Raw genomic sequence first — 15,065 nt, 5'->3', positions numbered from 1 at the left:
GAGGGTGAGGTCCGCAACCTCTCCACTGAGGGATCGGGTTCGGGCTCCGGGTCAGGGTCGGCCTCCGGGTCAGGCGCCGCCTCCGAGTCGGGATCGGGGTCCGGGTCGGGCACCGCCTCCGGATCGGGTTCCGGTTCTGCGAGCGGATCGGGCACCTGACACCGCGGGCGGTGCGGAGGCCGCCGAGCGCCATCCCGCGACGAGCAGTACGACGAGGACGGCGCTCCACGCCCCGTGGAACGCCCAGGTCGCAGTCGTGACGTCGAGGAAGTCGGGCAGGACCAGACGCCATGCCCGATACCACGGGTTCGTGGTGCCCATCAGGTCGACGACGAGCGTCAGACGGCCACCCGACGCTTCCACCGCCAGCCACAGCCAGCTCGCGATCCCGAGGGCGCCGAGCACGCCGAACGCGGCACGTTGGGCACGACGGCGATCGAGCCACCAGCACAGGGTCAGGACGGCCGCGGGGAGGACGACCACGACCTGCCTACCAGGGAACCACCAGCCGGCGATCGTGAGCGCGACGAACGTCGCGGTACACCACCCCGCGGCGAGCACCGACGACAGCACAGCCCATCCCGGCGGCCGCGCACGGATCAGCGCGCCCAGCGCAGGAACGGTGAGCAGCCACGCCGGCTGCCACGCGGCGATACCGAACGAGCGCTCTGTCAGCAGTGCCGCGAGCCGGACGGTGCGCGCGCCGTAGTCCGGGGAGAACCCGATGACGCCGAGCTCACCGCTGTCGACGAAGTGGTCGGCGCTGGCGTACGCGGTCCAGCCGGTCCAGAGCACCTGGTGCGCCACGAGGTACGCGACACCGGCGAGCGTCAGTCCAGCGACCAGCGTCGCCACGGCCGTCCGCCGGCGATCACTCCACAGGCGCGCGACCGCGACCACACCCAGGACGCCCGCCACCGGGGTGTACTTGATGCCGAACCACGGGAGCGCGCAACAGACGATGGCGACCGTGACGATCCCGGTCCATCGGAGCGGCGCGAGCAGTGCGGCGATTCCGGCGGTCACCGCCACCGCCGCCGGCAGCTCCGGGTAGATCTGGCTGCCGTAAGGGGCGAGCGGCACCGAGGCGGTCAGCACACCGACCACGAGCACGGCGGTGCGGGTGGCAACCGCCAGGCGCACCACGGACGTCCACACCAGCAGCGCCGCCAGCGCGCCCGCCAGCAACGAAAGGGCCCACTTTCCGGCGATCCAACCACCTGCCGCCACGGCGGGTGCCAGCAGCACCGGCAGCAACGGATCGTGGGGGCTGATCCGCCGGCCGCCCGGCAGGGGCCGGGTCTGCTGCGGCAGCTCGGCCTCGTGGAACGCTCGCCAGCGTCCGGACTCGAGCTCGTCGCTGATGTCCAGATCGCCGTCGTCTGCCAGGCTGCGCGCGGTCAGCAGGTACTGCGGCTCGTCGGCTGTCGTGCGCGCGCCGTATGTGGCCCGCGTCGGGATCCCGGCCGCCGCGGCGGCGAGCGCGACCAGACACACGACCACCATGGCCATGCCCAGGCGCCGACGTGGCGCGCCGCGGTCGTCGGCGTGTCCTCGGCGCCATCGCACACGCTGCTCCGTCTCTCCCGACCACCGGTGACGTCCGGGGCGCCGGTGTGCGGCCCACGGCGCCGGCCGCAATGGGTTAAGTTAGGTTCGCCTCAGCCAGCCGGAGGCTAGCAGCCCGCCAACGGACGGGCCAGTCAGACGGCCGCACGCCCATCCCGATGGAGACGAGGACACTCGATGACCGCGATCACCGCCATCCGGCGACGCCTCGGTGCCACCGCGTGGTGGCTGGCCGCCGGGCTGGTCGCCGGGACCACCATCATCATCGTCCACACCGTCGACGGCGCGGCGCTGCGCCGTGTCACGGCGTCGGTCGTTGACCACCCGGTCGCGCTGCTCGTGGTGGTTGCGGTCTACGGTGCCGCGTTCGTGCTGCGCGCCGTCGCGTGGTGTCGCGCCCTGCCGGGGCTCTCACCGCACCATGCGATCGCGGCACTGCACGTGTCGCTGGGTGCCAACCACCTCCTCCCATTGCGCCTCGGTGAGGTGCTCCGAGTCACCAGCGTGACCCGTCGCGCCGGCATCGCCGCGCCCGCAGCCCTAGCGTCGACGGTGGCCATGCGCGCGGCCGACCTGCTGTCGATCTGTGTGCTCGCGCTCGTGCTCGGACCCGGCCTGGCAGTGGACGTCCTGGGTGCCTGGGGGCCCCTGCTGCTGGCCCTCGCGATGCTCGCGGTCGTGATCGCCGGTCGGTGGTCGTCGCGTCGACGGCGCCGTCACGACGACGTCCACGCCGCGGGCCCGATCGCGCTCCTGCTCGTGATCGCGTCCTGGATGCTCGAAGCCGTCGTCGTGCACCAGGCGGCAGCGTGGGCCGGCGCCCCGATCACCGTCGCCCACGCGGTGCTCGTGACCGCCATCGCCGTCGCCGCCCAGGTCGTCGCCGTCGCCCCGGCCGGGGTGGGCACCTACGAGGCGGCCGCGACCGGTGCGCTCGTCGCCGTCGGCATCGCACCCGCTACGGGCCTCGCAATCGCCGTCACCGCGCACGCGATCAAGACCGCCTACGCCCTCCTGGCGGGCGCTGTCGCCGCGGTCGTGCCGTCGCCGTCGCTGGTCGGTCGGCTGCAGCTGGCGCCGCGGCGACCGGCGGCGACGACCGCGTCGCGACCGGCCGCTGCGGCCGACGCCCCGATCGTGCTGTTCCTTCCCGCGCACGACGAGGAGGCCACGGTCGCCGACGTCGTCGGTCGCACGCCCGACCTGATCGCGGGGCACCCGGTCCGCTGCCTGGTGATCGACGACGGCTCCACCGACCGCACCGCCGAGCGCGCGCGTGCCGCAGGGGCAGAGGTCATCGCGTCGGCTCGCAACCGGGGGCTGGGCGCCGCCGTGCGGCGTGGGCTCGACGAGGCGGTCGCGCGCGGCGCGGTGGCGGTCGCGTTCTGCGACGCCGACGGTGAGTACGCCCCCGAGGAACTGCCATCGCTCGTCGCCCCGATCCTCGACGGTGCGGCCGACTACGTCGTGGGATCGCGTTTCGCGGGAACGATCGGGCGGATGCTGCCGCACCGTCGCCTGGGCAACCGGGTCCTGACCCTGGCGTTGCGCTTCGTGACCCGAACGCCCATCACTGACGGTCAGAGCGGCTACCGTGCGTTGTCACGGCTGGCCGCGCAGCAGGCGCGGATCGTCCACGACTTCAACTACGCCCAAGTGCTGACCATCGATCTGCTGGCGCGGGACGCACGCTACGCCGAGGTGCCGGTCAGCTACCGCTTCCGCGAGACCGGCCGCTCGTTCGTCCGGCTGGGCCGGTACCTCGCGGCCGTCATCCCCGCCATCCATCACCAACTCAACACCGACGTCGTCTCGCTGTGGCAAGCCGAGGGTCACCCGCCGCATCCCGCAACGAGGTCCGCGAGGTGAGCGACGGCATCATCGTGCTCGGCGCGGGCCCGGCTGGTCTCGGGCTCGCCTTCCGTGCGGCCGGCGCCGGCCACGACGTCACCGTGATCGAACGCGAGGACCGCGTCGGAGGCGCGGCGGGCAGTTTCAACGTCGCAGGAGTCCGAGTGGACCATGGCAGCCACAGGCTGCACCGCGCCATCGCCCCGGAGATCCTCAGCGACCTTCAGGACCTGCTGGGTGACGATCTGCAACGACGCCTCCGTCGTGGTCGCATCCGGCTGGCCGGCCGCTGGCTGCCCTTCCCCCTGACGCCGGTCGCGACAATCCGCCACCTGCCACGAGGCTTCGGGATCTGCGCCGCGATCGAGTCGCTGACCTCATGGGCACGTCGGCCGCAGGCCGACACGTACTCAGAGATCGTGCGCGCGGGCCTCGGTCCCACGATGGCAGCGCGGTTCTACGAGCCCTACGCGTGGAAGCTGTGGGGCATTGATCCGGGGGAGATCAGCGGTGAGCAGGCACGCCGCCGGATCGCGGCGGCGACACCGACGGCGTTGATCCGTCGTGTGCTCGCCGGCCGGGACCCCGAGGCACGGACGTTCCTCTACCCACGGCGCGGGTTCGGCCAGCTGTGGGAGGCCCTGGCCGCCGCGGCGACCGCGCGAGGTGCGACGATCACCCTCGGACGGACAGCCGTGGCGGTCGACCGCGACGGCGAGGCGCCCGTCGTGCGACTCGAAGACGGTGGAGCGGTGCGCGGCCGGCACCTGTACAGCACGGTCCCGCTGCCCGTGCTCGTGCGGCTGCTGCGACCGACGGCACCCGACGACGTGCTCGCCGCGGCGGCACGGTTGCGCACACGGGCGATGGTGCTGGTCTACCTGGTCATGGGCCGCGATCGGCACACCCCGTTCGACGCACACTACCTGCCGGAACGGTGGACGCCCGTGACACGGATCTCCGAACCGAAGAACTACCGCGCGGGCCACCCCGGATCCAACGACGCCGGTGACCCCGATGACCGGACCGTGCTGTGCGCCGAGGTGCCCTGCGCCCGCGGCGACAAGGTGTGGCGCGCGTCCGACGCCGAGCTCGCCGCCATGGTCCATGCCACGTTGCGGAGTGCCGGTCTGCCCGACGACGCCCCACTCGACGTGGTCGTCCGACGGCTGCCCAGCGCGTATCCGATCTACGACCGCGGCTTCGCCGCGCACCTCGACCTGCTCGACCGGTGGGTGGGACACCTTCCTGACGTGACCACGTACGGCCGCAACGGTCTGTTCGTGCATGACAACTCTCACCACGCCCTGGCGATGGCATGGGCGGCCGCCGACGCGCTCGGGCCCGACGGTGCGCCCGACCCCGCCGCATGGGCGGCCGCCCGGAAGCGGTTCAGGCACCACGTCGTCGAGGACTAGGTGGGCAGTGCCCGTTCGACACGGCCCACCTGACTAGCTTGCGCCGCGGGCGCGCAGTGCGGCAGCGGCGATCGCGAGGTCCTCGATCGCCAGACCGACCGACTTGAACACGGTCACGTCTTCGTCACCGCGCCGTACCCCGGCGCCCGCGACCACCTCGGCGAGGTCGGCGACGATGGCCTCCGGCGTCAGGTCCTGGTTCGCGATCGGGATGCACAGGTCACCGGCCTCGGCCAGCGCCGCCGCGCGCTGCTCCACCACGATGCGGCCCCGCACCATCGTCGCGGTGTCCAGCTCACGGGCGTCGGGACGGTAGGCACCGACCGCGTTGACATGCACGCCCACGGGCAGCCGGTCGCCAGCGACGACCGGCGTGTCGCTGGTGGTGCAGGTGCACACGACGTCAGCCGTTTCGATCGCGTCGGGCCCACCGTGGGTCGCCTCGACGCCGGATGCGCGCAGATCGGCGACCAGACGCCGCGCCGGGCCGTCGGAGCGTGATGCCACCGTGACGCGTTCGATCGGACGCACGGCCCTCATGGCCCTGACGTGGGCGCGGCCCTGGATGCCGGCACCGATGACCACCAGGTGTCGGCAGTCGGCACGGGCCAGGTGGCGGGTGGCCAGGCCCGACACCGCCGCGGTCCGCAGCCCGGTCATCGCACCACCGTCGATCAGCGCGGCCGGCGCATGTGTGCCGGGAGCGAACAGCACGTACACACCGTGGATCAGCGGCAGGTCGCGTGCCGGGTTGGCCGGGGTCACGGTCACGAGCTTGACCCCGATGCCGGCCGCTGAGGCCGCCGGCATCAGCAGTAGGTCACCGTCGGGCACCGCATGATGCGCACGGGCAGGACCGTCCAGGCCGTCTCCGCTGGCGAACGCGGCCGCGAGCGCGTCGATCGCGGCCGGCATCGGGACCAGGGCGGCGAGGTCGTCCGCAGTGATCCAGGGCGGCGAGCTCATCGCAGCAGGAACCCCGTGCCGAGCGGATCGTCCGGGTCGAGCACGAACGTGTGGGTGCCGGTGCGGTGAGCGGCGCCGGTCACCTCGGTGACCACAGCGGGCACGCCCCCGACCTCGGCGTCGCTCAGCACCCGGCCGAGGAACGCCAGTCCTGCGATGCCGGTCGTGACCAGATCCGCGCCCCGCGGCAGCGCACCGCTGGCGTCCAACAGGGCGAGGCGGGCCGACACGCCGCTGCCGGTCGGCGAGCGGTCGACCTCACCGTCGGCGAAGATCGCCACGTTGCGCTGACGCAGCACACCGTCCTGCGCGCGCGTGTCGTCGGTGAAGATCACCCCGTAGACGTCGCGCAGGTTGGAGGCCGTCGGGTGCACGACGTCGTGGGCCGCTGCGATCGTCGCCTTGATCCGCCGCCCCAGATCGATCAGCCGCGGCAGGTCGCCGACGACGACGCCGCACCCGACGTCGGCGGCATCGAGCACCGCATAGAACGCACCGCCGAACGCCAGCCCGACCGTGACCTCCGACCCGTTCACCGCGACCGGCAGCGCTGGATCGGCGACGAACGACGGCACGTTGACGAAGCTGACCGCCGACACCCGGTCGCCGTCGAGCGCCGCAGTGGCGGTCAGCCGACCTGACGGCGCGTCGACCACGACCGTGGTCCGGGCTCCGGTGACCGGCACGACCCCGTTCTCGAGCGCCCACGTGACCAGGGCGATCGTGCCGTGACCACACGCGGTCGAGTACCCGGCGTTGTGGAAGAACACCACACCCAGGTCGCCGTCCGCGTCGTCTGGCTCGGTGACGAAGCAGCCGTACATGTCAGCGTGGCCCCGAGGCTCGTTGACCAGCAGCTGACGCACATGGTCCAGGTGCTGGGCGGCGTAGGCCCGGCGCGCGGCGACGTCGGCACCCTCCAATGGCGGAACCCCACCCGTGACGATGCGGAACGGCTCGCCTGCCGTGTGGTAGTCGGTGGTCGTGACGGGCGGTAGCGGGGACGACGCACACATGAACGGCCACCTTACTCACGGCACGCAGCTGCGGGCGACGACGCCAGGCGATGATCTCGCCGCCTGGGTCATGCCCGCCCGGACCAGCGCCCGGACGCCGACCACGATCCCGACGGCACACCAGGCCAGGAGCGCGAGCAGGCCCACCGCCTCTCCGGCAACATCGGCGGACCCGTTCCATCTGAACCTGAGTGTCGTGATGGCGGTGGGCACCGCGTTCGGTCTCGGCCCATCGCTGCGGCAGACCAGCGAGCAGGCGTTCGGGCGCCTCCCCGAGGAGGTCGACGAGCTCGAGGTATCGTCGCCCGCGAGCTCCGGATCCCGGCAGTCGTGGGCTGCGGCAACGCAACAGCGCGGCTGCGCACCGGTGAGCGGGTGCGCGTCGGCGGACAGTGCGGCACCGTCGAGGTGCTGGGGTTGTCCGACCGGCTGTCCGGCCATCGCGAACCGTGGGTCCTCGCAGTCCAGCACACGAACCGCCGACGTTCGCACCGGCGGATCGGGCACGACCGTCGCGACGACGTCGCGTTCCGGGGCGGCGAACGCGTCGGGGGTCCGTCCGGCGGGCCTGCTCGACCGTCACGAACTCGCCAAACCGGAATCGGCGATCCTGTCGACGACGCCGCCCGCCTGGGAGGGCTGACGAAGGGGCCCGCTGCAGTGAACGGGCGCGTCTGCGGCCACCACAGCGAGGCCGGCCGGTGTCCGGCGTCCACCCCGGGCTCACATCGCGGCGACCTTCGATGACCGTGATCTGCTCGCCGTGGTCACGGAGGATGCGCGCACTCGTTGTACCGTCGGGATGGACACACCGCCGAACGACGTGCGGCGCGCCTTGCTGGCGATCACGTTGGCGTGACGGGCCACCTGAGTGCGCTGCGGGTCTCCTGCGAGGTCATCATGGCGTTCGAGAAGCTGCCGTCTGGCACCTACGGCGCCCGGATGCTGCCGCCATCGAACCCCGTGGTCAAGCTCATGGCCCGAGTCATGGCCTGGTGGCACCGGCGCCGCGGCAACCGGTTCCTGGATATGGACGTGCTCTACCTCACCACCGTCGGCGCCAAGACCGGCCAGCATCGGGAGACGCCGGTCGCGCGGATCGCGGACGGTGATGCGTGGCTGATCATCGCATCGGCAGCGGGCGCCAGGACGCACCCCGGCTGGTACCACAACATCGCGGAGCACCCAGACCAGGTGTGGATCGAAGTCGACGGCGTGCAACAGCGCGTCCAGGTGGACCAGGTCGATGGCGCCGAGCGCACGCGGGCCTGGTCCCAGGTCACCTCCCAGCACCCCAGGTATGCCGACTACCAGCGCAAGACCGATCGCCAGATCCCCGTGCTCCGCCTGACACCGGTGTCGCAGTAGGCATGCTGCGCGCCGTATCTCGATTCCACGATCACGACGGGTGCCATGGATGTTGGCCAAGAACTCTGGCCGAGGTCTGGCGCGAGGCACGGGATCGTTTGGGATGGACCAGACCGGTGTGGAACGACCGGATTCGCGCCGCGCCAGCCGAGTCGTGTCGTGAGGCGCGACGTCGGGTTCGCGGTCCCGGACCTGACGCCTGACTCGCCGAGCTGTCCGCAATGCACGATCGAGCGAACCGCCGCCCTTCGGTGCACGGCCCATGGTCCCGGTTCGTAGGGAGCCGACCGGGATGATTGGTACGGTCGTTCGTCCCTGCGGTCTGCTGTCCGGCGGTCAGGGTTGGTAGATCCGAGTCAACCACAGGGAGCACCATCATGAAAGCGCTCGTCTACCACGGACCTGGCAGCAAGGCCTGGGAGGAGGTCCCTGACCCACAGGTCACACAGGCCACCGACGCCATCGTGCAGGTCGACACCACGACCATCTGCGGCACTGATTTGCACATCCTCAAGGGCGACGTTCCGGCGGTGACCGATGGCCGCGTCCTCGGCCATGAGGGCGTGGGCACCGTGACCGAGGTGGGGTCGGCGGTCAACAGCCTGGCCGTCGGCGACCGGGTGATCATCTCGTGCATCAACGCGTGTGGCTCCTGCGCCTACTGCCAGCAGCAGCTTCCATCGCACTGCTTGGCCGACGAGGGCACGTCCGGGATCGGCTGGATCCTCGGGCACCTGATCGACGGTACGCAGGCCGAGTACGTGAGGGTCCCCTTCGCCGACACGTCGCTGTACAAGCTGCCCGACGGCGTGGACGACGAAGCCGCGCTGATGCTCTCCGACATCCTGCCCACGGGCTTCGAGATCGGCGTCCGCAATGGTGGGGTGAAGCCGGGTGACGTGGTCGCGGTCGTCGGCGCAGGACCGGTGGGGCTGGCTGCGATTATGACCGTCGGGCTGTACGGCGCGTCTCGGGTCATCGCCATCGACCTGGATGCCAACCGCCGCGAGGTTGCCGAGACGTTCGGCGCCACCGACAGTGTCGACAGCCGTGCCGACGGGTGGCGCGACGCGGTGATGGCGATGACTGACGGGCTGGGCGTGGACGTGGCGATCGAGGCGGTCGGCGTGCCGGCCACCTTTGAGATGTGTACGCAGCTCATCCGTCCCGGTGGCGCCGTCGCCAATGTCGGTGTGCACGGCGCACCGGCGGAGCTGGCGCTGCAGGACCTGTGGATCAAGGACGTGTCGATAACGACAGGGCTGGTCAGCGCCACGACGACGGCCATGCTGCTCAAGCTGGTGGCGCAGGGCAAGCTGCACCCCGAGCAGTTCGTCACGCACCGCTTCAAGCTCGAAGACGTCGTCGACGCCTACGACACCTTCGGCCGCGCCGCGGAGACGAAGGCGCTGAAGGTCGCCCTCGCGCGCTGACGGCCACCGTCGTCCGACATGCCGAATCCGCTGAGCGGGATTCGGCGCGTCGGCGGTCGCACCCATCCGGGTCCGTGGTCCGGCGGCCGGCCGGAAGGTCAGCGACGACCCACCGTGCGGAGTCCTTGCGCGATGATCCCGGTCTCCCACGCTTCCCACCGATCTCGACCGCGGGCAGTGGTACCGCACGTCGCCGCTGTGAGCCGCCGCTCATCCCGCCTCACGTGATGCCGCCCACAGGTCGATGCCTGCATCGCTGACAGTGCGGTCGATCTCCGCGAGCTCGTCGTCGGAGAACACCAGGTTGTCGAGCGCGGCGACGTTCTCCTCCAACTGCGCAACCGTGCGGGCGCCAATGAGGGCCGACGTCACGCGATCATCTCGCAGCGTCCACGCGATCGCCATCTGCGCCAGCGACTGCCCGCGATCCGCAGCGATCTCGTTGAGCCGGCGGATCTGCCGCAGGTTCCCGTCGGACAGCCACTCGTGCCGAAGCGAGCCCACCCTGGCAGCGCGCGAGTCCTCGGGCACACCGTCGAGGTACTTATCGGTCAACATGCCCTGCGCCAGCGCCGAGAACGCAATGCAGCCGACACCCTCCCACGCCAGCACGTCGAGCAACTCGGCCTCGATCCAACGGTTCAGGATCGAGTACGACGGCTGATGGATCAACAACGGCACATCCATGTCCTTGAGCAACAGCGCGGCATCGCGCGTCCTCGCCGGCGAGTACGACGACACACCGACGTACAGCGCCTTGCCCTGCGAGACCGCGCTGGCGAGCGCGCCCATCGTCTCCTCCAGCGGCGTGTCCGGGTCGAAGCGGTGCGAGTAGAACACGTCGACGTGGTCCACACCCATCCGCGCGAGGCTCTGGTCCAGGCTGGCCAGCAGGTACTTACGTGACCCACCGACGCCGAACGGGCCCGGCCACATGTCGTAGCCGGCCTTGGTCGAGATGAACAGCTCGTCGCGGTAGCCGGCCAGGTCCGACGCCAACACACGCCCGAAGACCTCCTCGGCGTAGCCGTACGGCGGACCGTAGTTGTTGGCCAGGTCGAAGTGGTTGATGCCGCGGTCGAACGCGCGGGTCAGCAGGGCCCGCACGGTCGAGAACGGCGTCTCGTCGCCGAAGTTCTGCCACAGCCCGAGCGTGACCGCCGGAAGCCGCACACCACTGCGCCCACACCGGCGATACACGAGGCGCTCATAGCGATCCGCAGCGGGCTGGTGAACCATCGTAATCATCCCCTCTGTCGATATGTGGGCCGAACAGCAAGTGCCTCAAGCTTGCACCGGAACGGCGTCCGAAGACCTACCCGCATCGACGATCATGTGAGCACCCATCACTGTGAGACAGTGCACGGTCCGGTCGCCACCATGGGGTGGCAATGATGACAGACATCAAATGGTCGAGCTCCCACCCCCGCTGGGGTGGTCGCAGTAGAAGCGACCGCCGTCCTGCGGCTCGAGCTACGAACCGCTGCTCGATCGCGGCGCTCGGAGACGCGGCGCCCTCGGCTCGTCCGCGCTTTCCGGGCATCCCGCGTCCGTCGTTGCGCGTTCGCATGCCCGATGTGAAGCGCACTGGGAGAGCGGTCTATCGGCTGGGGAGCGATCGCGTCAGCACGAACCATGGGACACGCTGTTGTCGAAGCGGGTGACGGCGCGAATCCGGTCGGCGGTGAGGGTGAGGACAAGCAGGCCGGTCCGGTGGCGGATGCCGGCGCGGAGCCGTAGGTAGGCCCCAAACGCCGGCTGACCGTTGGCTCGCGTTCGGCACGAGATCCAACATCCGGCCCGCGCGGAAGAGGCTGGCGTAGAAGCGGGCTCGTGGTCGTCGCTGACGCCTACCCAACGTCAGCATCTGCAAGCTGCCGTTCTACCTGTCCGGCGAGACCGCGGACTGGCGCGACCTGGCACACCGCGACTGCGGCGACTCGAAGCCGCCGGGCTACGGCTGCGGCTGGACCACACCGCCACGGCGGTCGATGCCGAGGCGCACAGGCTGACCGTCCCCGAGCCCGGCGGCGGCGCTGCGGCGATCGGGTATGACCAGCTGATCTCCGGCACCGGCGTCGTCCCCGCCCGACCACCCATCGCGGGATTGGATCTCGACGGTGTCCACAGGGAGCAAGTGTTCGCCGTCCACGCCGACATCACCGCCGCGATCACCGCCGCGATCGCGCACCGCGTGGTCGTCGTCGGCGCCGGATACATCGGCCTGGAGCTGGCCGACGCGTTCACGCACCGCGGCTGGACGTCACGGTCGCTGAGATGCTCGTCCAGGTCCTGGCGACCGTCGACGCCGAGCACGGAGCACCTTGAACACCACGGTGTGACCGTGGTCGCCGCCGTCACCGTCCACGCGATCGAGCCCGACGGTCCCGGCCTGCGCATCTGCGCCGACGACGGCACCGACCAGCCGGCCGATGTCGTCGTCGCCGCTCGCGTGCACCGCGGTCGCGCAGCTCCCACCACGGCCCGGCAGACCGCGGCGGATGTGTGGACGTAGCGGACGTAGGAGCCACAGCCGATGTATTGACGATCATCTATATATGTGACACACTGGCCATATATCGATGAACGTCTATATGAGGTGTTTCGATGCTCACCTGGATCTGGACACTGGTCGACGATGTCGCTGCGGACGTCACCCGGACCATCGCGGGGACGTGGCCGTTCCTGGTGTTGTCGATCATCGCCGCGGCAGCAGTCAGCACCTACGTGGGCACTGATCGCCTGGAGGCGCTGCTGCGCCGCCGCGTGTGGCTGGGCACTGTCGCGGCGGTCGCGCTGGCGACCTTGACGCCGTTCTGCTCCTGCGGTACGACCGCGATCCTGCTGGGCGGACTCGCCGCATCGGCGCCGTGGGCGCCGCTGGTGGCGTTCATGGTCGCGTCGCCGCTGACGAGCCCGGCCGAGCTGCTGTTGTCCGCGGGCCTGTTCGGCTGGCCGTTCGCGCTGGTCTTCTTCCTCGGCACCATCGTGATCGGGCTCGCCGCCGGCGCCGTGACCGCGCGGATCGAGCGAACCGGCTGGTTGCACGGCCAGGCCCGCGTCACACCCGAGCCCGCACCGTGCGGCGACGACGCGTGCGAGGTGTCCGCTGCGGACCAGGCGCGGTCGGACACGGCCGCGAACGGTACGACGCTGACGTTGACACGACCGGCGCCGCCGCCGGTGACGACCTGGCAGCGGCTGCGACTCGACGACCTGTTCCGCGAGACGCTGGTCGTGGGTCGCCGGCTGGTGGTGTTCTTCCTGGCGTTCACCGCACTCGGCTACCTGGTCATCGAGGCGATCCCCACCTCGTGGATCACCACCTACCTCGGCGGCGACAGCGCCACGGCGGTGCCAATCGCCGCCCTGCTCGGCGTCCCGGCGTACGTCAACACCGAGGCGTCGCTGCCGCTGGTCGCCGCCCTGATGGACGGCGGCATGGGCGCCGGCGCCACGCTGGCGTTCCTGGTGACCGGCGCCGGCACCAGCATCGGCGCGGTCACCGGCCTGCTGGTCATCGCCCGTCGCCGCGTCGTCGGCCTGGTCGTGGCCATCCTGGTCGTCGCCGCGGTCCTGCTCGGCTGGCTGGGCACCCTGGTCCTGTGACCACACCGCCGACCCGAACGGAAAGGACCCGCACCATGCGGCCCGTCGTCGAGTGCTGCGCGCCGCTGCTCGACGCGCCGCTCACCACCGCCGAGGCCGAGGAGCTCGCGGGATGGTTCGGCGTGCTCGCCGACCCCACCCGGCTGCGGCTGCTCAGCCTCATCGCCGCCGCCGGCGAGGCCTGCGCCGCCTGCGACCTCGTCGAACCCCTCGGCGTGTCGCAGCCCACCGTGAGCCACCATCTCAAGGTGCTGCGTGACGCCGGCCTGGTCGACAGCCACAAACGCGGCCGCTGGGTCTACTACCGCCCCGTGCCAGAACGCCTCGCGATCCTCAGCCGCGCGCTGATCACCTGACCCGAACGTCGCCACACCCCTACCGCAGACGCCGCCAGTGGCTTCGCTGCGTACACCGACACTCGGGGGCATCAGACCCGTGCCGCCAGCGCCGGCGACACCCCGCGGTGAGAACACACTCGCCGATTCACCGGCAGCAACCACTTGCACAACCACTGTTGAGTCAACTAGCATTGAGCAACAACTCCGGGTGTGCGGTGAAGCCGAAACCGCACACCCACCACGGGGATGTGACGGCGACCATGGCGTGGCGCGACCTGTTCACACAACGCGCCGGCGGACTCGACAGAATCCACCAGCGCTTCCGCGACATGCTCGACATCGACTGCCACACCCTCACCTTGGGCGTCAGCGGCCTACTCGGCACCACCGACCCCGCGACACTGCGCGACCGGGCCCGCCGCAGCGACGACCGCCTCGACGAGCTCGCCCGCCAGGTCCGCCGCGAGCTCGTGGTCCACGCGGCCGTCCGCGGCGCCCACACCGACCTGCCGGCCATGCTCGCCGCGATGTCGACCGTCAACGACATCCAACGCATCGGCGACCACGCCTCCGGACTCGCCCGCCTCGCCCGCATCCACGGACACTTCACACCCCACCAGCCCCAACACACGCAGCTGGCCGCCTACCGCACCAACCTCGACGCGCACCTCGCCGCCGCACGTGACGTGCTGCGCACCCACGACCCCACCGTCGCCGCCGAACAGGTCACGCTGACCGTTGCGCTCACCGACGAGATCGACCTCGCGATCGACCTGCTGGTCGTCACCGACGACGCCACCCACGGCACCGCCACCGCACTGGCCTACCAGCACCTGTCGCGCATCGCCGTCCACCTGACCAACGTCGTGACATCAGTCGCGCTGCCACTCGACCAGCTCGACCACCACGACGCGCGAAACAGCCACCGCGCACGCCACGTCGACATCGCCACTTGACCCGCGTCCTCCCGCGCGCCGCGACGCCACCACGCGTGTGGGTCGAAGCTCACCCCGCGCCGCACGCGGTGTGTACATGATCACGGTCACGCCGACGAGGCAGATCGCGGCGCCGATCAGGTCGAAGCGGTCCGGCCGGAAGCCGTCGAACGCCACACCCCAGGCCAGCGACCCGGCGACGAACACGCCGCCGTAGGCGGCCAGGATCCGACCGAAGTGCTGGAACGGCTGGCACGTCGCGACGAACTCGTACGCGCCCCAGCGCAAGCACCCCCGCGACGACGAACGGCCACCCGCGGCGTTCGCGGACGCCCTCCCACACCAGAGGCACCGCCGATCTCGGCGACCGCCGCGAGCACGAACAAGGCCGCGGACGCGATGACGGTCATGGCGACGACGCTACGGCCCGCGCGCCACCACGGCAGCATCCGCGTCGCCTCGGGGCAGCGCACTATGGAGTATCCGTCCGGAGCACCGCGTGGAGGTCGTAGGCGCCGGGCAGGTCGAGGTCGAAGAGTGTGCAGAGCCGCCGACGCGGCGA

General features: G+C 70.9%; 13 protein-coding genes. 8 read left to right on the top strand and 5 right to left on the bottom strand.

The window, feature by feature from the left end; all coding sequences use genetic code 11:
- Positions 1-69 precede the first annotated feature (69 nt).
- Entirely contained in the window at positions 70-1,569 is a 1,500-nt protein-coding gene (locus VK923_07955; protein ID HSJ44598.1) for a hypothetical protein, read from the bottom strand.
- A 177-nt stretch (positions 1,570-1,746) separates the two neighbouring features.
- Between VK923_07955 and VK923_07950 the strand changes: the two genes are divergently transcribed.
- Together VK923_07950 and VK923_07945 are read left to right on the top strand one after the other, a co-directional pair.
- Entirely contained in the window at positions 1,747-3,438 is a 1,692-nt protein-coding gene (locus VK923_07950; protein ID HSJ44597.1) for a glycosyltransferase, read from the top strand.
- Entirely contained in the window at positions 3,435-4,838 is a 1,404-nt protein-coding gene (locus VK923_07945; GenBank protein HSJ44596.1) for an FAD-dependent oxidoreductase, read from the top strand. The genes VK923_07950 and VK923_07945 overlap by 4 nt, the downstream gene beginning before the upstream one ends.
- A gap of 33 nt (positions 4,839-4,871) precedes the next feature.
- On the opposite strand, the gene VK923_07940 is transcribed toward VK923_07945, so the two are convergent.
- Positions 4,872-5,804, bottom strand: a complete 933-nt coding sequence (locus VK923_07940; protein HSJ44595.1) for an ornithine cyclodeaminase family protein — start codon at positions 5,802-5,804, stop codon at positions 4,872-4,874.
- Positions 5,801-6,820, bottom strand: a complete 1,020-nt coding sequence (locus VK923_07935) for a proline racemase family protein (protein ID HSJ44594.1) — start codon at positions 6,818-6,820, stop codon at positions 5,801-5,803. The genes VK923_07940 and VK923_07935 overlap by 4 nt, the downstream gene beginning before the upstream one ends.
- Before the next feature lie 855 nt (positions 6,821-7,675).
- Here VK923_07935 and VK923_07930 point away from each other — a divergent pair.
- Positions 7,676-8,188 (top strand): nitroreductase/quinone reductase family protein, encoded by a 513-nt coding sequence (locus tag VK923_07930; GenBank protein ID HSJ44593.1) that lies wholly within the window; start codon positions 7,676-7,678, stop codon positions 8,186-8,188.
- A 377-nt stretch (positions 8,189-8,565) separates the two neighbouring features.
- On the top strand, positions 8,566-9,621 hold the full coding sequence (locus tag VK923_07925) for a zinc-dependent alcohol dehydrogenase family protein (GenBank protein HSJ44592.1): 1,056 nt from the start codon (positions 8,566-8,568) through the stop codon (positions 9,619-9,621).
- A 210-nt stretch (positions 9,622-9,831) separates the two neighbouring features.
- On the opposite strand, the gene mgrA is transcribed toward VK923_07925, so the two are convergent.
- On the bottom strand, positions 9,832-10,869 hold the full coding sequence (gene mgrA, locus VK923_07920) for an L-glyceraldehyde 3-phosphate reductase (GenBank protein HSJ44591.1): 1,038 nt from the start codon (positions 10,867-10,869) through the stop codon (positions 9,832-9,834).
- A 517-nt stretch (positions 10,870-11,386) separates the two neighbouring features.
- On the opposite strand from mgrA, the gene VK923_07915 reads away from it, so the two are divergent.
- From VK923_07915 to VK923_07900, 4 genes are all read left to right on the top strand, one after another.
- Positions 11,387-12,136, top strand: coding sequence for an FAD-dependent oxidoreductase (locus VK923_07915; protein HSJ44590.1), 750 nt, complete (start codon positions 11,387-11,389; stop codon positions 12,134-12,136).
- Positions 12,137-12,228: 92 nt separating this feature from the next.
- Positions 12,229-13,230, top strand: coding sequence for a permease (locus tag VK923_07910; protein ID HSJ44589.1), 1,002 nt, complete (start codon positions 12,229-12,231; stop codon positions 13,228-13,230).
- Positions 13,231-13,265: 35 nt separating this feature from the next.
- The gene (locus tag VK923_07905; GenBank protein ID HSJ44588.1) at positions 13,266-13,586 is read left to right on the top strand and encodes a metalloregulator ArsR/SmtB family transcription factor; all 321 of its coding nucleotides are present in this window, start codon (positions 13,266-13,268) and stop codon (positions 13,584-13,586) included.
- A 197-nt stretch (positions 13,587-13,783) separates the two neighbouring features.
- Positions 13,784-14,524, top strand: a complete 741-nt coding sequence (locus VK923_07900; protein HSJ44587.1) for a PhoU domain-containing protein — start codon at positions 13,784-13,786, stop codon at positions 14,522-14,524.
- Here VK923_07900 and VK923_07895 read toward each other — a convergent pair.
- Positions 14,441-14,791: a YnfA family protein gene (locus VK923_07895; GenBank protein HSJ44586.1), complete on the bottom strand. Its 351-nt coding sequence runs from the start codon at positions 14,789-14,791 to the stop codon at positions 14,441-14,443. The two genes, VK923_07900 and VK923_07895, sit on opposite strands and share 84 nt — an antisense overlap.
- Positions 14,792-15,065: the final 274 nt, after the last annotated feature.

The sequence above is a fragment of the Euzebyales bacterium genome (genome assembly GCA_035461305.1).
Classification (GTDB): Bacteria; Actinomycetota; Nitriliruptoria; order Euzebyales; family JAHELV01; genus JAHELV01.
Note: the sequence above shows the minus strand (reverse complement) of the source record. Positions and strands in the feature narration are given on the sequence as shown.

Bases quoted from the DNA above. Each gene is read 5' to 3' on its own strand.
- VK923_07905 (HSJ44588.1), top strand. From the start codon at position 13,266: ATGCGGCCCGTCGTCGAGTGCTGCGCGCCGCTGCTCGACGCGCCGCTC.
- mgrA (HSJ44591.1), bottom strand. From the start codon at position 10,869: ATGATTACGATGGTTCACCAGCCCGCTGCGGATCGCTATGAGCGCCTC.
- VK923_07940 (HSJ44595.1), bottom strand. From the start codon at position 5,804: ATGAGCTCGCCGCCCTGGATCACTGCGGACGACCTCGCCGCCCTGGTC.
- VK923_07910 (HSJ44589.1), top strand. From the start codon at position 12,229: ATGCTCACCTGGATCTGGACACTGGTCGACGATGTCGCTGCGGACGTC.
- VK923_07950 (HSJ44597.1), top strand. From the start codon at position 1,747: ATGACCGCGATCACCGCCATCCGGCGACGCCTCGGTGCCACCGCGTGG.
- VK923_07935 (HSJ44594.1), bottom strand. From the start codon at position 6,820: ATGTGTGCGTCGTCCCCGCTACCGCCCGTCACGACCACCGACTACCAC.
- VK923_07925 (HSJ44592.1), top strand. From the start codon at position 8,566: ATGAAAGCGCTCGTCTACCACGGACCTGGCAGCAAGGCCTGGGAGGAG.